This is a genomic window from Nordella sp. HKS 07, from assembly GCF_011046735.1.
In the GTDB taxonomy this organism is placed as follows: Bacteria; Pseudomonadota; Alphaproteobacteria; order Rhizobiales; family Aestuariivirgaceae; genus Taklimakanibacter.
Genome location: NZ_CP049258.1, coordinates 2,099,540 through 2,117,745, shown reverse-complemented (window position 1 = coordinate 2,117,745; position 18,206 = coordinate 2,099,540). Strand labels below are relative to the sequence as shown.

Genomic DNA, 18,206 nt, shown 5'->3' with positions numbered 1-18,206 from the left:
AAGAATGTCCCGCCTGTCGAACATGGCCGTCCGCGACATCGAGACGGTCATCCACCCCTATACGAATCTCGCCCGCCACCGCGAGACCGGCCCGCTCATACTTAATGAGGGCCGCGGCATCCATCTCTATGACGACAAGGGCAAGCGCTATATCGAGGGCCTCGCCGGCCTGTGGTGCACCTCGCTCGGCTATGGCAATGAGGAGCTTGTCGAAGCCGCCGCGCAGGCCATGCGCAAGCTCTCTTATACGAGCATCTTCTCCGGCAAGTCGCATGACTCGGCGATCGAACTCTCCGAGAAGCTCAAGGAGATAGCACCTTGCCCCACCTCCAAGGTGCTGTTCGGCGGCTCGGGCTCGGAAGCCAATGACATGCAGATCAAGCTCACCTGGTACATGAGCAATGCCAGGGGCCTGCCAAAAAAGAAGAAGATCATCTCGCGCCAGCGCGCCTATCACGGCGTCACCATCGCCAGTGCGTCGCTCACCGGATTGCCCTGGGTGCATGCCGATTTCGATCTGCCGATCGCCAATATCCTGCATACTTCCTGTCCGCATCACTATCGCTTCGCGGAAGCCGGCGAAACGGAAGAGCAGTTCGCCGATCGCCTCGCCCAGGATCTCGACGATCTCATCCAGAAGGAGGGCCCCGACACGGTTGCCGCCTTCATCGCCGAGCCGATCATGGGGGCGGGCGGCGTCATCATTCCGCCCGCGACCTACTTCGCCAAGATCAATGCGGTGCTCGCCAAATATGACGTGCGCTATATCGCCGATGAAGTGATCTGCGGCTTCGGGCGTACCGGCGACTGGTTCGGCACCACCACCATGGGCATGAAGCCCTCCTCGATCTCGATGGCGAAGGCCATCACCTCGGCCTATTTCCCGATGGGCGCCATCACCATCGAGGAAGAGCTCTACCAGGCGATGCTGGACGAAAGCCGCAAGCTCGGCACCTTCGGCCATGGCTTCACCTACACCGCGCATCCGGTCGGCTGCGCGGTGGCGCTGAAGACGATCGAGATCTATGAGCGCGACAAGACCGTGGAGCATGTGCGCCGGGTGGCGCCGGTGTTCGAAAAGCGCATCGCCGAGTTCGCCGATCACCCCTTGGTCGGCAATGCCCGCGCCAAGGGCCTCATCGGCGCGCTCGAGCTCGTCGCCGACAAGAAGACCAAGCGCCCCTTCGATCCGAAGAAGGCGGTGGGGGCGCTGTGCGCCGACATCTTCCAGGAGAACGGTCTCATCGTGCGCGCCATGGGCGATGCGGTCGCCTTCTGCCCGCCGCTCGTCATCACGGCGGATGAGATCAACGAGATGTTCGACATCGTGGCCAAGGGCCTCAAGATTCTCGAGGAGCGCGTGCTCAAGGAGAATCTGCGGAGCTAGATCGGGGAAAGAAATGAGTCGGATCGCGGAAAAGAGCGTCCTCAGAGCCAAGATGGGTGAGGTCGGCGAGCTTGCCGCCGGCAAGACCCTCAAGCGCATAGACAAATATGCGCGGACCTATATCGAGCGCTCGCCCTTCCTGTGCATCGGCACGGCGGATGAGAACGGCAATGCCGACGTCTCGCCGCGCGGCGATCCGCCAGGCTTCGTGCGCGTCGTCGATGATCGCACGCTGATCATCCCGGACCGGCCGGGTAACAACCGGGTCGACACGATGGCGAATATCATCGCTAATCCGAAGATCGGCATCCTGTTTCTTATTCCAGGGATAGACGACACTCTGCGCGTGAATGGCACGGCCGAGATCATCGACGATCCGGCCGAGCTGGCACCTGCCGCCGTCAATGGCCGGCCGCCCAAGATCGGCATCCGCGTGCGTGTGGAGGAAGTGTTCTTCCACTGCGCCAAGGCTTTCCGCCGCTCGAAGCTGTGGGATCCCGCGGCGCAGCAGGATCGCTCCTTCCTGCCCGGCCTCGCCCATATGGTGATGGAGCAGGCGCGCGCCTGCGAGATCGAAACGGACGAGTCCGACAAGGTCGAGGCGGAGATCCAGGAAGAATACAAGACCGGGCTTTACTGATGACGAACGCAACCGATCTCAAGCATATCCGCCGGGCGGTGGAACTCGCGCGCGAGGCGCTGGAGGTGGGCGATGAGCCTTTCGGCTCGGTCCTCGTCGCGGGCGACGGCCAAGTGCTGGCCGAGGACCGCAACCGCGTCGCGGGCGGTGACCAGACGCGCCATCCCGAATTCGACCTGGCGCGCTGGGCCGGCGAGAACATGACGCCGGCCGAGCGCGCCCGGGCCACTGTCTACACGTCGGGCGAGCATTGCCCGATGTGCGCGGCGGCGCATGGCTGGGTCGGGTTGGGCCGCATCGTTTATGCGGTGTCGTCGCGCCAGTTCACCCAGTGGCGCAAGGAAATGGGCGCCACCGGTGAATCGGCAGTGCGGCCGCTGCCGATCCAGGAGATCGCGCCCTTCGTAAAGGTCGAAGGGCCGGTGCCCGAAGTCGAGGACGAGGTGCATGAGCTGCACCGCCGTGCCTTCGCGCGCGACACGGCCTGAGAGTTACCGGAAAGGACCAAATGAGTGAGGCGGCGCGCCTTTGAAGAGCGCCAGCCTTCCCGCGCCCGTTACCGCGACAAGCAAAAAGCCGCCGGCCATCACCAGGTTCTTGAAGAGTTGCGTCGCGTCGCCGCCATGGATGAGAATGCCGGTCGCCACGCACCATAATGCCAGAAGGATGCCGGCGAGCCGGATGGGAAAGCCGATTACCACCGCGATGCCGCCCACCAGCTCGAACAGACTGATCAGATAGGCGAGCAGGAGCGGCGCCGGCAGTCCCATCTGGGTCAGGCCGCCCGACAGACCCACCGCGCCGCCAGCCAGCTTGAGCGCCCCCCAGATCACGAAGGGCACGCCCAGGAGAAGCCGCGCAAGCAATAGGCCTTCATTGTTCATCTCAGCGCCTCTCCACCGGCACAATGAAACGTTCGCGCAATTCGCCGCGCCGCAGGACCGTGACGCGCGTTTCATGGCCGACGCGCTCGTGGTTGAGCAGCCGCAGCATATCGTCGATTCCCGCCACCGGCTGGCCATCTATGGCGATGATGAGGTCGCCCGATTTGATGCCGCCATCATCCGCCGGACTCTTCTCGACCACTTTCATGACGCGCACACCCATCTCCTGGTCGATGCCGGCAAAGCGCGCGACGTGACGCGGTACCACGGTCTGCTGGCCCTCGATGCCGATGGCGGCGCGGCGCACGCGGCCATGCTGCAGGATCTGGCTCAGCACGTAAAGCGCGGTATTGCTGGCGACCGAGAAGCAGATGCCCTGGGCGCCGACGATGACGGCGGTGTTGACGCCGATCACCCGGCCTTTCGAATCGACCAGCGGCCCACCGGAATTGCCTGGATTGAGCGCGGCGTCGGTCTGGATCACATCGTCGATCAGGCGGCCCGTCGAGGCTCTTAGCGAACGGCCGATGGCGCTGATGACGCCGGTCGTCACCGTCTGCTCGAAGCCCAGAGGGTTGCCGATGGCGATGGCGAGCTGGCCGCGTTTGATCGCCTTGGAATCATGCAAGGCGAGCGGCGGAACCTGCAGGTTCTCGTCGGTGCGGATCACGGCGATGTCGCTGTCGGGATCCTCGCCGATGATGCGCGCCGTGGCGCGCTGGCCGTCGGGCAGGCCGACCATGATGGCCTTGGCGCCCGAGACGACATGGCTGTTAGTGAAGATGAGGCCGTCGGAGGCGACGACGAAACCCGAGCCGCCACCCTGGCGGCCCTGGCCGTTCTTCACCGCAATATGGACGACGGACGGTCCGGCCTTGTCGACCGCGCCGATCACCGCCGTGGAATAGGCGTCAAAAATTTCGCCGTCGGACACCGGGTGGGTGACCTCCGGCAGGGACTGGCCCTGTTCATCCAGATCAAGCATGAGAGTTCTCCGCCAAAGCATATGGGGAGAAGAGGTGGGCGGTTCCAGAGGGGGCATAAGGCGTCGTCCACCCCCTGCCGTCATCCCGGCGCAAGCCGGGATCCAGTAAATTCCTCAGCCCAGCGCCTGGTCGAGATCTGCTATGAGGTCGTCGGCATGCTCGATGCCGATCGACAGGCGGATGAGATTGTCGGGAACCGGGCTTTCCGGACCCTCCACCGTCTTCCTGTGCTCGGCGAGGCTTTCGACACCGCCCAGGGACGTCGCGGGCACGATGACCTTGAGGCGGGTGCAGACGCGGACCGCTTCCCCCGCATCGCCCTTGATCAGCAGTGAAATCATGCCGCCGAAGCCGTCGGTCATCTGGCGGCTGGCGATCGCATGGCCGCGATGCGAGGCGAGGCCCGGATACAGCACCCGCTCGATCCTCGGATGCTTCTCGAAATGGCGTGCGATGGCGAGCGCATTGGCCGATGCCTGGCGATAGCGCACATACAGCGTGCGCAGGCCGCGGATGAGTAGCCAGCATTCGAACGGCGCCAGCGGCGATCCGATCTTGGTGCGCAAGGCCTGGATCTCCTTCCAGCGCGCATTGGCCTGCCGGGTGACGAGCGCGCCGGCGAGCACGTCGGAATGGCCGTTGAGATATTTCGTCGCCGAATGGAAGACGATATCGGCGCCGAGGGTGAGCGGCCGGGTGGTGACGGCGGCGCTGGCGGTGGCATCGACGGCGAGGATGGCGCCCACGGCATGCGCGGCCTCGGCGGCCTTGGCAATGTCGATCACATCCCAGGTCGGGTTGAGCGGTGTCTCGATCCAGACAAGATCGGTCTTGCCCTTGCGCAGTGCGCCGGCAAGCGCCTTGGGGTCGGCGGCGTCGAACAGGGTCAGCTCGATGCGGCCCTTGGCCTCCAGCCGCTTCAGCCAGTCGCGCGTGCCGTAATACATGACATCGGGGGCGGCGACATGGGCACCTTGCGGCACCGTCTCCAGGAGCGTCGTGATCGCCGCCATGCCGGATGCGAAGAGCAGCGCTTCCTCGCCCAGTTCCAGAGCCGCCACCGCCTCCTCGGCATGCCACAGCGTGGGATTGCCGCTGCGGATGTAGTTCTCCTTGAGCTTCGGCGTGTAGGTTTCATCGCGCGCATAAGTGGACGCAGTGTAAAGCGGCGGGGCGACCGATCCCGTCGTGGCGTCGGTCGCCTTCAGCGCATGCGCCGCAATAGTCTCAGGACGCAGATTACGATTAGACATGCTGGCCGCCATTGATGTGCAACTCGGCGCCGGTCACATAGCTCGACGCGTCGGTGCACAGGAAATAGATCGACTTCGCCACTTCCTCGGGCTGGCCCAAGCGATGCAGCGGGATCTGGGCGACGATCTTCTCGGTGCCGGGCGACAGAATCGAAGTTTCGATCTCGCCCGGCGAGATGGCGTTCACGCGGACGCCGAAGGGGCCGAAATCGGTGGCCATCTCGCGCGTCAGAGCGGCAAGTGCCGCTTTCGAGGTGGCATAGGCAGCACCGGCAAAGGGATGCACGCGCGAACCGGCGATAGAGGTGACATTGACGACGGCGCCCTTGGCGCGGGTGAGTTCGTCGATGAGGCCGCGGGCCAGCATGATCGGGGCGTAGAAGTTGACCTGAAAGACCGTCTTCCAGTCGTCTTCCGACGTCTCGATGGAATTGAGGCGGCCGCCGCCCGGCTTCTTGGGCGAGATGGCGGCGTTGTTGACGAGCGCATAAAGGCGCGAGCCCTGCGCCTTGAGGCGTTCCTTGATCTGGGCGATTGCCCCGACCGTCTCTTGCGGATCGGCGAGATCGGCCTGGATGTGATCCTCAGGTCCCGCATCCCAGGGGCAATCCTCCGGGAAGGGATGGCGCGACACCGTGATCGCCCGCCAACCGGCGGTCGAGAAGCGCTTCGCCGTTGCATGGCCGATGCCGCGCGAGGCGCCGGTGAGAATCAGAGTCTTGCGTTCGCTGTCGGGAATATTGGTCATGACCTGCTTTTCTTTAGAGCATCGGGCCGAAAAGTGCGCGTGGTTTTCGGACAACTCGCATCGGCGATGCGATGCTCATGGGTATAGCGGAGTTTTGCTCCAGCCACCCTGCGGTATCTCGCGGCGGAAAACGACGCGGTCATGCAGGCGGAAAGGCCGGTCGTGCCAGAACTCGATGGAGCTCGGCAGCAAGCGGAAACCCGACCAGTAAGGCGGGCGCGGCACCTCACCGATGGCGTAGCGCGCGCCATAGAGCGCGACCTGGGCCTCGAGCTCGAAGCGGCCCTTCAACGGTCTCGACTGTTGCGAGGCCCAGGCGCCGATGCGGCTGTCGCGCGGGCGCGAGGCGAAATAGGCATCCGCCTCGGCGTCGCTCACGGTCTCGACCGGGCCTCTGACCCTGACCTGACGACGCAGCGACTTCCAGTGGAAGCAGAGCGCGGCTTTCTTCGCCGACAGGAGCTCATGGCCCTTCTGGCTTTCGTAGTTCGTGTAGAAGACGAAGCCGCGGCCATCCACCGCCTTCAGCAGCACCATGCGCACATTGGGCAGGCCCTCTTCATCGACGGTGGCGAGTGCCATCGCATTGGGGTCGTTGGGCTCGCTCTTGCCGGCATCCTTCAGCCATTCCTCGAACAGCGAGATCGGTTCCGCGCGCTCGGTGAAACCTTGGGCTGCCATTAGGGTAGGAAGATCGCTCAGTGACATCTGGTTAACCGCTCGTTGCTATGCCTCAGACTTACCATATTTCGCCCGTCTTGCCGCCATTGCCTGGGCTTAGTCAGGCATGCGCCCATCGGGGTGGGTTTCTAGTTTCTTTAGAGTGCTGGGGAAGTCGAATGCAATCCAAGTGTGTTGTCGTCATTGTCGCCACGGGTCTTCTGCTCGCGGGCTGCGCCAATTCGGGCCCGAAGGAAACCGGCGGCGCCGTCATCGGCGGTGTGGCGGGCGGTCTGCTCGGCAATACGATCGGCGGCGGCAAGGGCCGAGCGGCGGCGACGATCCTGGGCGCCGCTTTGGGCGCGGTGGTCGGCGGTGCGGTCGGGCGCAATCTTGACGATGCCGACCGCGAGCGCGCTTATTATGCCGCCGACCGTTCCTTCCGCACCGGCCGCGAAGCCTCTTGGGAGAATCCCAACAACGGCCATCGCGGCCGCATCAAGCCGCGCCGCTCTTATCGCGACGATGATGACCGCATGTGCCGCGATTTCGAGCACACGATCTGGGTCGAGGGCGAGCCGGAGTTGATCGAAGGCACGGCCTGCGAGATGCGCGACGGCAGCTGGCGCGTCGTCGGCTAATTCGCCACCGTCTCGGATACCGCAATATCTCTCTGCGCTCTTATCCAGTAGGGGAAGTAGGCAAACCCCAGGTTGATGAAGGCGCGGAGAGCGATCAGCGCATCGCCAAATAGTGAGGGGCGAAAGCGCGGCGGCCGGAATTTCCATCGACTTGACACAAACCGTCTGGACGGTACAGTTGCCTTAAGAGGAAACTGGCCATGGCGTCCCCCTGCCGCTCGCGACACCCGTGCCCTGCTTCTCGACGCCGCCGAGGCGGTCGTCGCCCGTGACGGCGTGCGCGCCTTGACCCTCGATGCGGTCGCCGCCCGTTCGGGCATCTCGAAAGGCGGGCTTCTCTATCATTTCCGCTCCAAGGAAGATCTCGCCGCGGCGATGATCGAGCGCTCGATCGCCTGGTTCGACGACGCGCTCGTCGAGGCCGGCGCCGATGATCCGGACACCAAGGGCCGCGCCACCCGCGCCTATGTCAAAGCGAGTCTCGGCATGACGCCGCTGACCGGGGCGGGCTTCGACAATCTCTGCGCCGCCATCACCACCGCACTGCTCGCTTTCCCGGAAAGGCTGGCGCCGGTGCAGGATCAGGGTGCCCGCACCCAGGCCGATGTCGAAAGTGACGGGCTCGATCCGGTGCTGGCGACCATCATCCGTCTCGCCATTGACGGCCTGTGGCTTGCCGAAAATTTCAACCTGATGCGTTTCGACCCGGACCTGAAGTCCAAGGTCGCGGCGCGTCTTCTCGAATGGACCCGCAATGAACCAAAGTAAGTTCAAGCCGCAAGGCCCCGAAGGCATATCCTATGACCGCCCGACCCTGATCAAGGCGCATGAGACGCCGCGCTTCCTGTGGGGCGATGAGAAGGCGCGATATGTGTCGGACTGGATCTATGGCTCGAGCCCGAAGATCCACATGATGAGCTTCGAGATGTCGGTGGGCGCGCGGTTCGGCAATTCGCCCGACTTCAAGACCTATTACAATTGCGCCGAGACCTATCACTGCCTCAAGGGCGAGTTCACCTTCCATTGCCCGGAGACCGGCGAGGTGCATGTGCTGAGGAAAGGCGACACGCTCTATTTCCCGCCCAATACCTGGCACTGGGGCTATAATTTCGGCGCCGAGACCTCGCATATCCTCGAATGCCTGACGCCGCGCACGCTGGAGGCAGTCGAGGCCTATGCGGTGAAACAGCCCTGGCTCGACAATATCAAGCTCAGTCCCCGCGAAGCCCTGGGCAGCTTCCCGCCGGCGAAAGCCTCACCCCAGCAGCGCGCCGCGCTCGTGCGTGAGGGCGAGTATGTCTATGAGATCGTCGGCGAGACGCGCCCGATGCGCGTCGGCCTCGTCTGCGCCAATGAAAAACTGACCGTCGGTATTATTGACCTTCACGCCGGACAGGAGTGTGAATGGATCAGCCACAAGGGCGACAAGGTCATCTACAATCTCGACGGAAGGAGTAACATCTATCTACCCGACGAAACGCCGAACTGGTGGGAACTCAATCCGGGCGACGCCGCCTTCATTCCGGGTGGCACGCGCCATGCGTTCTTCAACACGTCGGACGGGAGATCGAAGGTGATCTTCGGCGTGGCGCCGGATTATTGAGCCGGAGCCATGACACGCAACGAGAACAGTCATCAGGGAGAAAAGCCATGGCATTGCATAAGGATGATCTCGCTCTTCTATTGAAGATGGACCGCCGCCAATTCCTGGCGGCGATGGCCGCGGCCTCGGGCACGCTGGCCTTTGGCGGGTCCGCTCTCGCCGACACGACAGTGAACTGGGTCGGCTGGCAGGGCTATGACGAGCCGCTGAAGATCGGCTCGTTTCTGAAGGACAACGGCATCGCGCTGGCCACCACCTATATCAACACCAATGAGGAAATCATCACGCGGCTGCAGGCGGGCGGCGCCGGCCAGATCGATTTCATCACCATCTATTACGGGCACATCCCGATCCTGATCGCCGCCGATTTGATCGAGCCAATCGACGAGAGCAAGGTCTCCGGTATCGCCGACATCTTCCCGGAATTCCTCAATGTCGAGACGATCCGCAAGGACGGCAAGCTCTATGCGGTGCCGTTCAGCTGGGGCACGCTGTCGATGGTCTATGACCCGGCGGCGACGGCCAAGCCGACCTCATGGAAGGATGCGCTGAAGGATGACGTCAAAGGCAAGGTCGCCATGGTCGACGACATGACCGGGCTCCTCGCCACCTGGTCGCCGATCGTCACCGGCGCCAAGATTGCAACGCGCCTTACCATGGACGAGCTCAAGAAGACGATCGATTTCCTGATCACCGTCAAGAAGAACCATGCGCGCACCTTCTCGGCCTCCTATGGCGAGGCTGTCGATCTCTTCGCCAGGGGCGAGGTGGTGACCTCGGTGATCGGCTGGGACGCGATGGTCGGTTTCGCCGCCGCCAAGAACAAGGTACTCGACTTCGTCGTGCCGGAAGAGGGCGCCATGGTTTTCATGGACACGCTCGCTATTCCCAAGGGTGCGCCTAACCGCGATCTCGCCTACAAGCTCCTCAGCCAGTCGATCTCGCCCGAGGGCCAAAAGCAGATCGCCGATGCGCTCACCCAAGCCATCATCACCAAGGCGGCGCTGCCCTTGGTCGATGAGAAGAACAAGAAGATCTATCAGTATGACAATCTGCCGAAGCTGTTCGAGAAGGCGCGGTTCTATCCGTTCTGGCCGATCGAGCCGGAAGGCGACTTCGTCACCCATGCGCAGGTGATGGAGGAATATCAGCGCTTCTTGAAGGCGTGATGCCAATCCCCTCTCCCCCCGCGGGGGAGAGGGCTAGGGTGAGGGGGAAACGGCGGAGAGATTATCAGTGAAACATAAAAGGCTTCACCGTCAGTTCCCCCTCACCCTCCCAATGCTGCGCATTGGGTCCCTCCCTCTCCCCCGTTGGGGGCGAGGGTAAGTGTGAAATTGCTTTGCTATGACCGCTCCGTCCACTCCGCTCCTCAAGCTCTCCGGTCTCTCCAAATCCTTCGGCGCGGCGCGCGCGGTCGAGCCGCTCGATCTCGATGTCCAGGCGGGGGACTTCTGCGCCATATTGGGCCCGTCGGGCTGCGGCAAGTCCACGCTGCTGCGCATGATCGCGGGCTTCATCGAGCCGTCCTCCGGATCGATCGCCATCGAAGGCCGTGACGTCACCAGGCTCGGTCCGGAGAAGCGTCCGACCAACATGGTGTTCCAGAGCTATGGGCTGTTTCCGCATCTGACCGTATCCCAGAATGTCGGCTTCGGACTCGCGCTGCAGAAGATGCCGCGCGCGGAGATCGCAGAGCGGACGCAGGATGCGCTGCGCCTCGTCAGGCTCGAGGCCTTCGGCGAGCGCATGATCGACCGCCTCTCCGGCGGTCAGCAACAGCGCGTGGCGCTCGCCCGCGCCCTCATCATGCGGCCCAAGATCCTGCTGCTCGACGAGCCACTCGCGGCGCTCGACCTCAAGCTGCGTCACCAGATGCAGGAGGAGCTGCGCCGCATCCATCAGGAGATCGGCGGCACCTTCATCTTCGTCACCCATGACCAGAGCGAGGCCTTCGCGCTCGCCAGTCTGGTGGCGGTGATGAATCAGGGCCGGGTCGAGCAGATCGGCAGTCCGGCGCAGGTCTATCTCGAGCCCGCCACCTTGTTCGTCGCCGATTTCGTCGGCGAGACGAGCCTGCTCGAAGGCGAGCGGCGGCAGGGGCGCGTGACGCTCAAGGCCGGCCCTCACTTCACGAGTCCGGGTCCCGATGGACCGGTGCGCGCCGTGGTGCGCCCCGAACGCGTGCTGCCCCGGCCCAAAGGAGTACCGGCAGTCGTCACGGATGCGGTCTTCTTCGGCGCCTCGCTCAAAGTGGCGCTGCGGCTGGCGAGCGGCGAAACCCTCATTCTGCGCAGCAGCGAGGCCGATGCCGGCGAGCGCTATCGCATCGGTGCGCAACTCAATGTCGGCTGGGAGGACCAGCAGGTCATCGATATGGGACAAAGATGATGCGCCGCCTCATCCTGTTGCTCGTCCCTTCCTTCGCCGTGCTGATCGGCATCTTCGCGATCCCGGTGATGCTGCTTTTCGCGGTGAGCTTCTGGTCGGTGAAGAGCTTCAAGCTGCAGCCCGACTTCTCATTTGCCGCCTGGCAGCGTTTCCTCAGCGTCTATGGCGACCTGACGATCTACACGCTGGCGATCGGTCTCGCGGTCGGTTTCCTGTGCACCTCGCTCGGCTTCGTTTTTGCCTATGCGGCGCGCTTCAAGGCCGGGCGCTTCGGCGATCTCCTGCTCGTCGCCACACTCATCACACTGTTCGGCGGCTATCTGGTCAAGATCTATGCCTGGAAGTCGATCCTCGGCGCCGATGGTCTTCTCAACCAGGCGCTGATGGGGCTGGGCCTCACCGACCAGCCGCTCGCCATCCTCATCTATAGCCGCGGCGCCGTCATCGTGGCGCTCGTGCATTTCCTGCTGCCCTTCGCCATCCTGCCGATCTATGCCGCGCTGCGGAACGTCTCGGAAGCGACCGTCGAAGCGGCGCGGGACCTGGGCGCATCGGGCGCACAGGTGCTGAGCCGGGTCATCGTGCCGCAATGCCTGTCGGGTCTGTTCTCCGCCTTCGCCTTCTGTTTCCTGCTCGCCGCCGGCGACTATGTGACGCCGATGCTTCTCGGCGGCACCTCGGGCAGCATGCTCGGCCAGTTCGTGCTTCTCGAATTCTCGACGAATTTCAACTGGCCGGCCGGGTCGGCCATGTCCTTCGGCCTGCTTTTCGCCTGCCTCCTGGTGATAGGCGCGCTGGCGGCGCTCGGCAGCCGGATGATGCGGCACCGGCAAGGAGGAGCTGCGTCATGATCTGGCGTCTCGTCGTCGCGGCGTTTCTTCTCTTCATGCTGGGGCCGATCCTGCTCGTCGTGCTGTTCTCCTTCGGATCGAATGCGCTGATCGGCTTTCCGATGGGCGAGCTCACTTTCGACTGGTATGCGAAGCTCGCGCGCGACACGGGCTTCCATTCCGCCTTCTGGACCAGCCTGATCGTCGCGCTGGCGACGGCGATCCTCGCCACCGTCACCGGCACCTGCGCGGCGCTCGCCTTGACGAAGGCGGCGCCCAATGTGGTGAAGAGCGCCCTTGCCGCTCTGTCGCTGCCGGTGCTGTTGCCGCCGCTGGTGGTGGCGATCGCCATCGTGGTGCTCTTCGTGCGCGGCCTAGGGCTGGGGCTTGGCCTGCCGGTCGTCATCCTGGGCCACATTCTGGTGGCGCAGCCCTTCGTCATCCTGATCGTCATGGCGAGACTGGCACGCTTCGATCAGGCGACCGTCGATGCGGCGCGCGATCTCGGCGCCTCGCGCTGGAACGCTTTCCGGCTCGTCACGCTGCCGCAGATCGCCAGCGCCCTCATCGGCGCCGCGCTCGTCAGTGCCGCCATCTCGCTCGATGATTTCATCATCGCCTCCTTCACCATCGGCGGCGGCAATACGATCTCGACCTTCGTCTGGGGCAAGATGCGCACCACGCTCGATCCCTCGATCAACGCGATCGCGACTATCCTTCTGGTGCTGACGGTGGGGCTCTCGGCGCTGGCGCTCAAAGTGAGCAAGTATAAGGGGTGAGTTGTTGCAATACCCTCACGCTGAGGCGCCCGGCGTAGCCGGGCCTCGAAGCGTCCCTCAGGATAGAGCGAAATGGCTGGAACACACCCTTCGAGGCTCGCTTCGCTCGCACCTCAGGGTGAGGGTAGTCGTCAGAGCCGCCGCTCGACCATCATCTTCTTGATCTCGGCGATGGCCTTGGCCGGGTTCAGATGCTTCGGGCAGGCTTTGGCGCAGTTCATGATCGTGTGGCAGCGATAGAGCCGGAACGGATCCTCGAGATTGTCCAGGCGCTCGCCGGTCGCCTCGTCGCGGCTGTCGATCAGCCAGCGATAGGCCTGGAGCAGGACGGCGGGGCCGAGATAGCGATCGCCGTTCCACCAGTAGCTCGGGCACGAGGTCGAGCAGCAGGCACACAGAATGCACTCATAGAGGCCGTCGAGCTTGGCGCGGTCGGGGCGCGACTGCTTCCATTCGGCCTGCGGCGTCGGCGTGGTGGTCTTGAGCCAGGGCTCGATCGAACGGTGCTGGGCATAGAAGCGGGTGAGGTCGGGCACCAGGTCCTTGACCACCGGCATATGCGGCAGCGGATAGATCTTCACCGGCCCCTTCACGTCCTCGATCGATTTGAGGCAGGCGAGCGTGTTGGTGCCGTCGATATTCATGGCGCAGGAGCCGCAGATGCCTTCGCGGCAGGACCGGCGGAAGGTCAGCGTCGCATCCTGCTCGTTCTTGATCTTGATCAGCGCGTCGAGGACCATCGGCCCGCAGGACTTCATGTCGACATGGTAGGTGTCGATGTGCGGATTCTGATTGTCGTCCGGCGACCAGCGATAGATGCGGAATTCCCTGAGATCGCCACTCGCGGGCTTGGGCCAGGATTTGCCCGTCTCGATCTTGGAGTTCCGCGGCAGGCTGAAGGCAACCATCTATTCCATAACTCCTAGTAAACCCGCGCCTTCGGCTTGATATAGGCGATATCGTTGGACATCGTGTAATCATGCACCGGGCGATAGCCGAGCTTCACCTCGCGCTTGGCATCGTCGGCCCAGGCGAGAGTGTGCTTCATCCAGTCCTTGTCGTTGCGCTCGGGGAAGTCTTCTCTTGCGTGGGCGCCGCGGCTTTCCTCGCGCGCCAGGGCGCCCTCGACGGTCACCGCCGCCTGCAGAATGAGATTGTCATATTCGAGCGTCTCGACGAGATCCGAATTCCAGATCAGCGAGCGGTCGGAAACCTTGATGTCGTCGCCCGCCTGCCAGACATCGGCAATGAGCTGTTTGCCCTGTGCAAGCACCTCGCCGGTGCGGAACACCGCGCAGTCGTTCTGCATGGCGCGCTGCATGCGGTTGCGCAATTGCGCGGTCGGCGTTCCGCCATTGGCGAAGCGATAATGGTCGAGGCGCGCGATCGAGGCCTCGCCGGCATCCTTCGGCAATTCGGCATGCGGCATGTTGGGCTCGATCTCCTCGGCGCATTTAAGTGCCGCGGCGCGGCCGAAGACGACGAGATCGATGAGCGAGTTGGAGCCGAGCCGGTTGGCGCCATGGACGGAGACGCAGGCGGCTTCGCCGACCGCATAAAGGCCCGGCACCACCTTTTCGGGATCGGTGGGATCGCCGGCCAGCGCCTGGCCATGATAATTGGTCGGCACGCCGCCCATATTGTAATGCACCGTCGGCACGATCGGGATCGGATCGCGGGTGACGTCGACATTGGCGAAGATCTTGGCCGATTCGCTGATGCCGGGCAGGCGCTCTTCCAGGATCTTGGGATCGAGATGCTCGAGATGGAGATGGATATGGTCCTTCTCCGGCCCGATGCCGCGGCCCTCGCGGATCTCGATGGTCATCGAGCGCGAGACGACGTCGCGGGACGCCAAATCCTTGGCGGATGGCGCGTAGCGCTCCATGAAGCGTTCGCCCGCCGAATTGGTGAGATAGCCGCCTTCGCCGCGCGCCCCCTCGGTGATGAGGACGCCCACGCCATAGATGCCGGTCGGATGGAACTGCACGAATTCCATGTCCTGCAAGGGCAGCCCGGCGCGCAGCACCATGGCATTGCCGTCGCCAGTGCAGGTATGCGCGGACGTGGCGGAGAAATAAGCGCGGCCATAGCCGCCGCTGGCGAGGATGACGCGATGGGCGCGGAAACGATGTAGCGAGCCGTCTTCCAAAGAGAGCGCCATCACGCCGCGGCAGGCGCCGTTCTCCATGATGAGATCGAGGGCGAAATATTCGATGAAGAACTCGGTCGAATAGCGCAACGACTGGCCATAGAGCGTATGCAGCATGGCATGGCCGGTGCGGTCGGCGACCGCGCAGGTGCGCTGCACCGGCGGGCCGTCACCGAAATTCATCATATGGCCGCCGAAGGGCCGCTGATAGATCTTGCCTTCCTCGGTGCGCGAGAAGGGCATGCCGAAATGCTCGAGCTCATAGACCGCGACCGGCGCATTGCGGCACATATATTCGATGGCGTCCTGGTCGCCGAGCCAGTCGGCGCCCTTGACGGTGTCATACATGTGCCAGCGCCAGTTGTCGGGGCCCATATTGCCGAGCGAGGCGGCGATGCCGCCCTGTGCGGCCACCGTGTGCGAGCGGGTCGGGAACACCTTGCTGATGCAGGCGGTCTTAAGGCCCGCCTGCGAGGCGCCGAGTGCGGCGCGAAGGCCTGAGCCGCCGGCGCCGACGACAACGACGTCGAAACTATGATCAATGATGGGATAGGCGCGACCGCCGATGGTGAAGGATTTCGGCGCGGTTGCGGTGTTTTCAGGCGCGGCCATGCGCTCAGGCTCCAAAGCTCATGGACAGGATCGCATAGAGAGCGGCGACGCCCAGAGCGATGGTGAAGAAGGCATTGCCGATCAGGCAGGCGATGCGCCAGCCGCCATGGATGTAGTCCTCGATAACGACCTGCATGCCGAGACGCATATGCCAGAGGATCGACAGGAAGGATGCGATCAACGCGATGGCGATGAGCGGATGCTTGACGCTGGCGACCAAAGCGGCGTGATCGGCGCCCAGATGAGAGAGGATGAAGACGACGAGGAAGAGGACAAGCGGGATATTGGCAACCGCCGTCACGCGCTGCAGCCACCAATGTTCGGTGCCGGTCTTGGCGGACCCTAAGCCCCGCACCATGCCGAGAGGTGTTCTCATAGCGTGCCCCGCGCGAGATAGACGCCGATCCACAGAGCGAGCGTCAGGACGATCGAAAGGATGAGATTGGCGCGGGCCATGAATTCGACAGCGGGGAGCTTGAAGCCGTGGCCGGTATCCCAGAGGAGATGGCGCAGGCCTCCCAGCATGTGGTGGATCAGCGCCCAGGTGAAACCGAACAGGATGATCTTGCTCAGCCAGTGGCCGAAGACCGCCTGCGTCATGGCGAAATCTCCGCCGAAACGGCGCCGGCGATGAGCCACCAGACGAGGAGAATAATGCCGAAATAGAGGGCGATGCCGGTGATGCGATGGACGATGGACATCGCCGTTGTCAGCATCGGCCGGTAGATCTGCAGATGCGGCGACAGGGGCCGCTTGTCGGTATGTGTTTCAGCCATTGGTCGTATTTGGTCTCAGCTAGGTTGGCCTTTTAGCCCGGTCCATGCTGCACCGCAATGATCGATACGGCATGGCGTATGTGCAGGAACGCGGGGCGCACTTTGCCGTCCATCTGTGCGTTAAGTATTTGAACCCGATCATGTTTGTCGCTTCCGAGGCGCCAGGGGTGACAGGGCGGGGTTGAGGTGCTAGGGACCGGCCGGAAAAGAGCCCAAAATCATGAACATCATGCAAACATCGGCCGCTGCCGAAGTGGCGCGGCGGCGCACTTTCGCGGTCATCTCGCATCCGGACGCCGGCAAGACCACCTTGACCGAGAAATTCCTGCTGTTCGGCGGCGCGATCCAACTCGCCGGCGAAGTCAAGGCGAAGAAGAACCGCATCTCGACGCGCTCCGACTGGATGGCGATCGAGCGCCAGCGCGGCATTTCCGTCGTCACCTCGGTGATGACCTTCGAATATGGCGGCCATGTCTTCAATCTGCTCGACACGCCGGGCCATGCCGACTTCTCCGAGGACACCTACCGCACCCTGACCGCGGTCGATTCCGCCATCATGGTCATCGACGCCGCCAAGGGCATCGAGGCGCGTACCCGCAAGCTCTTCGAGGTCTGCCGTCTGCGCGACATCCCGATCGTCACCTTCATCAACAAGATGGATCGCGAGACGCGCGATCCTTTCGACCTTCTCGACGAGATCGAAAAGACGCTCGCGCTCGACGTCACGCCGATGACCTGGCCGGTCGGGCGGGGCCGCAGCTTCGCCGCCACCTATGATCTCGCCCGCAATACGTTGCGCGGCCTCGATTCCGAGGAAACGCCCCGCCAGCTCTCCGGCCCTGATGATCCTGTGATCGCCAGCCTCCTGCCGGCGGACGAAGCGAGCTCTTTCCACGACGAAGTGGTGCTGGCGCGCGACGGCTCGAAGCCCTTCGAACTGACATCCTTCCGCGAGGGCCATCTGACCCCGGTCTTCTGGGGCTCGGCGTTGCGCAATTACGGCGTGCGCGATCTCATCAACGGACTGGGCGCCTATGCGCCTTCGCCGCGCAACCAGCAGGCGCAAAGCCGCATGGTGGAAGCCAGCGAACCCAAAATGGCGGGCTTCGTCTTCAAGATCCAGGCCAATATGGATCCCAATCACCGCGACCGTATCGCCTTCCTGCGCGTCTGCGCCGGCAAGCTGCAGCGCGGCATGAAGGCCAAGCTGGTGCGCACCGGCAAGCCGATCAGCCTGTCGGCGCCGCAATTCTTCTTCGCTCAGGATCGCGCGCTGGCGGACGAGGCCTATGCCGGCGATGTCGTCGGCATTCCCAATCACGGTACCTTGCGCATCGGCGACACGCTCACCGAGGGCGAGGACCTGGTATTCCGCGGCGTGCCGAGCTTCGCCCCGGAAATCCTGCGCCGCATCAAGCTGCAGGACGCGATGAAGGCGAAGAAGCTGCGCGAAGCGCTGCAGCAGATGGCGGAAGAGGGCGTGGTGCAATTGTTCCTGCCCTTTGACGGTTCGAACGCCATGGTGGGCGTGGTCGGCGCGTTGCAGCTCGACGTGCTGGCCGAGCGCCTGCAAGGCGAATATGGTTTGCCGATCGCCTATGAGACGCCACGTTTCTCGATCTGCCGCTGGATATCGTCGGACGATACGAGCGAGCTCGAGCGCTTCATCGAAGCCAATCGCTCCAGCATGGCGTATGATCTCGACCAGGCGCCGGTGTTTCTCGCCGGCAGCGCCTTTCTGCTGCAATATGAGCAGGAGCGCTGGCCCAAGATCGCGTTTGCGGACGTGAAGGATTATCAGAAGCAGGCCTGACGTAAATGTGCCGGCAGGTGGAGCGAGATTCACCGAGCTCTGGGAGGAAAG

General features: G+C 63.5%; 19 protein-coding genes and 1 pseudogene. 11 read left to right on the top strand and 9 right to left on the bottom strand.

Annotated features, from left to right (window positions below; all coding sequences use genetic code 11):
- Nucleotides 1–4: 4 nt before the first annotated feature.
- The 3 genes from G5V57_RS09890 to G5V57_RS09880 are packed head-to-tail and all read left to right on the top strand — an operon-like array spanning nucleotide 5 to nucleotide 2,515.
- Nucleotides 5–1,387 carry an aminotransferase gene (locus tag G5V57_RS09890; RefSeq protein ID WP_165167334.1) on the top strand — a complete coding sequence of 461 codons (1,383 nt, stop codon included), beginning with the start codon at nucleotides 5–7 and terminating at the stop codon, nucleotides 1,385–1,387.
- Nucleotides 1,388–1,400: 13 nt separating this feature from the next.
- Nucleotides 1,401–2,027 (top strand): pyridoxamine 5'-phosphate oxidase family protein, encoded by a 627-nt coding sequence (locus tag G5V57_RS09885; RefSeq protein ID WP_165167333.1) that lies wholly within the window; start codon nucleotides 1,401–1,403, stop codon nucleotides 2,025–2,027.
- A complete protein-coding gene (locus tag G5V57_RS09880) occupies nucleotides 2,027–2,515 on the top strand; it encodes a nucleoside deaminase (RefSeq protein WP_165167332.1) in 489 nt (162 codons plus the stop codon). The genes G5V57_RS09885 and G5V57_RS09880 overlap by 1 nt, the downstream gene beginning before the upstream one ends.
- Nucleotides 2,516–2,518: 3 nt before the next feature.
- Here G5V57_RS09880 and G5V57_RS09875 read toward each other — a convergent pair whose 3' ends face one another.
- The 5 genes from G5V57_RS09875 to pdxH form a co-directional block, all read right to left on the bottom strand.
- On the bottom strand, nucleotides 2,519–2,911 hold the full coding sequence (locus G5V57_RS09875; protein ID WP_165167331.1) for a DoxX family protein: 393 nt from the start codon (nucleotides 2,909–2,911) through the stop codon (nucleotides 2,519–2,521).
- Nucleotide 2,912: 1 nt separating this feature from the next.
- The gene (locus G5V57_RS09870) at nucleotides 2,913–3,896 is read right to left on the bottom strand and encodes a S1C family serine protease (protein WP_165167330.1); all 984 of its coding nucleotides are present in this window, start codon (nucleotides 3,894–3,896) and stop codon (nucleotides 2,913–2,915) included.
- A 114-nt stretch (nucleotides 3,897–4,010) separates the two neighbouring features.
- Entirely contained in the window at nucleotides 4,011–5,150 is a 1,140-nt protein-coding gene (locus G5V57_RS09865; RefSeq protein WP_165167329.1) for a PLP-dependent aspartate aminotransferase family protein, read from the bottom strand.
- The gene (locus G5V57_RS09860; protein WP_165167328.1) at nucleotides 5,143–5,898 is read right to left on the bottom strand and encodes an SDR family NAD(P)-dependent oxidoreductase; all 756 of its coding nucleotides are present in this window, start codon (nucleotides 5,896–5,898) and stop codon (nucleotides 5,143–5,145) included. The genes G5V57_RS09865 and G5V57_RS09860 overlap by 8 nt, the downstream gene beginning before the upstream one ends.
- A 75-nt stretch (nucleotides 5,899–5,973) precedes the next feature.
- Nucleotides 5,974–6,579, bottom strand: a complete 606-nt coding sequence (gene pdxH / locus G5V57_RS09855) for a pyridoxamine 5'-phosphate oxidase (RefSeq protein WP_371744758.1) — start codon at nucleotides 6,577–6,579, stop codon at nucleotides 5,974–5,976.
- Nucleotides 6,580–6,737: 158 nt separating this feature from the next.
- Here pdxH and G5V57_RS34995 point away from each other — a divergent pair, with 158 nt between their 5' ends.
- The 7 genes from G5V57_RS34995 to G5V57_RS09820 all read left to right on the top strand — a co-directional run bounded on the left by G5V57_RS34995 (nucleotide 6,738) and on the right by G5V57_RS09820 (nucleotide 12,802).
- Nucleotides 6,738–7,199, top strand: a complete 462-nt coding sequence (locus tag G5V57_RS34995) for an RT0821/Lpp0805 family surface protein (protein ID WP_165167326.1) — start codon at nucleotides 6,738–6,740, stop codon at nucleotides 7,197–7,199.
- A 75-nt stretch (nucleotides 7,200–7,274) separates the two neighbouring features.
- Entirely contained in the window at nucleotides 7,275–7,967 is a 693-nt protein-coding gene (locus G5V57_RS09845) for a TetR/AcrR family transcriptional regulator (RefSeq protein WP_256378659.1), read from the top strand.
- Entirely contained in the window at nucleotides 7,954–8,802 is an 849-nt protein-coding gene (locus G5V57_RS09840; protein WP_165167324.1) for a cupin domain-containing protein, read from the top strand. The genes G5V57_RS09845 and G5V57_RS09840 overlap by 14 nt, the downstream gene beginning before the upstream one ends.
- A gap of 47 nt (nucleotides 8,803–8,849) precedes the next feature.
- The gene (locus tag G5V57_RS09835) at nucleotides 8,850–9,971 is read left to right on the top strand and encodes a PotD/PotF family extracellular solute-binding protein (protein WP_165167323.1); all 1,122 of its coding nucleotides are present in this window, start codon (nucleotides 8,850–8,852) and stop codon (nucleotides 9,969–9,971) included.
- A gap of 178 nt (nucleotides 9,972–10,149) precedes the next feature.
- The gene (locus G5V57_RS09830; protein ID WP_165167322.1) at nucleotides 10,150–11,193 is read left to right on the top strand and encodes an ABC transporter ATP-binding protein; all 1,044 of its coding nucleotides are present in this window, start codon (nucleotides 10,150–10,152) and stop codon (nucleotides 11,191–11,193) included.
- Nucleotides 11,190–12,044, top strand: a complete 855-nt coding sequence (locus tag G5V57_RS09825; RefSeq protein ID WP_165167321.1) for an ABC transporter permease — start codon at nucleotides 11,190–11,192, stop codon at nucleotides 12,042–12,044. Before G5V57_RS09830 ends, G5V57_RS09825 begins: the two co-directional genes overlap by 4 nt.
- Nucleotides 12,041–12,802, top strand: a complete 762-nt coding sequence (locus G5V57_RS09820) for an ABC transporter permease (RefSeq protein WP_165167320.1) — start codon at nucleotides 12,041–12,043, stop codon at nucleotides 12,800–12,802. The genes G5V57_RS09825 and G5V57_RS09820 overlap by 4 nt, the downstream gene beginning before the upstream one ends.
- 131 nt (nucleotides 12,803–12,933) lie before the next feature.
- Here the strand turns inward: G5V57_RS09820 and G5V57_RS09815 are convergent, their stop codons facing one another.
- The 4 genes and pseudogenes from G5V57_RS09815 to sdhC form a co-directional block, all read right to left on the bottom strand.
- The gene (locus G5V57_RS09815; protein WP_165167319.1) at nucleotides 12,934–13,710 is read right to left on the bottom strand and encodes a succinate dehydrogenase iron-sulfur subunit; all 777 of its coding nucleotides are present in this window, start codon (nucleotides 13,708–13,710) and stop codon (nucleotides 12,934–12,936) included.
- 14 nt (nucleotides 13,711–13,724) lie between these two features.
- Nucleotides 13,725–15,566, bottom strand: a complete 1,842-nt coding sequence (sdhA, locus tag G5V57_RS09810) for a succinate dehydrogenase flavoprotein subunit (protein WP_165167318.1) — start codon at nucleotides 15,564–15,566, stop codon at nucleotides 13,725–13,727.
- 4 nt (nucleotides 15,567–15,570) lie between these two features.
- The gene (gene sdhD / locus G5V57_RS09805) at nucleotides 15,571–15,942 is read right to left on the bottom strand and encodes a succinate dehydrogenase, hydrophobic membrane anchor protein (RefSeq protein ID WP_165167317.1); all 372 of its coding nucleotides are present in this window, start codon (nucleotides 15,940–15,942) and stop codon (nucleotides 15,571–15,573) included.
- Nucleotides 15,939–16,342: pseudogene (gene sdhC, locus G5V57_RS09800) on the bottom strand (succinate dehydrogenase, cytochrome b556 subunit). Before sdhC ends, sdhD begins: the two are co-directional and overlap by 4 nt.
- A 220-nt stretch (nucleotides 16,343–16,562) precedes the next feature.
- On the opposite strand from sdhC, the gene G5V57_RS09795 reads away from it, so the two are divergent.
- Entirely contained in the window at nucleotides 16,563–18,155 is a 1,593-nt protein-coding gene (locus G5V57_RS09795) for a peptide chain release factor 3 (protein ID WP_165167316.1), read from the top strand.
- Nucleotides 18,156–18,206: the final 51 nt, after the last annotated feature.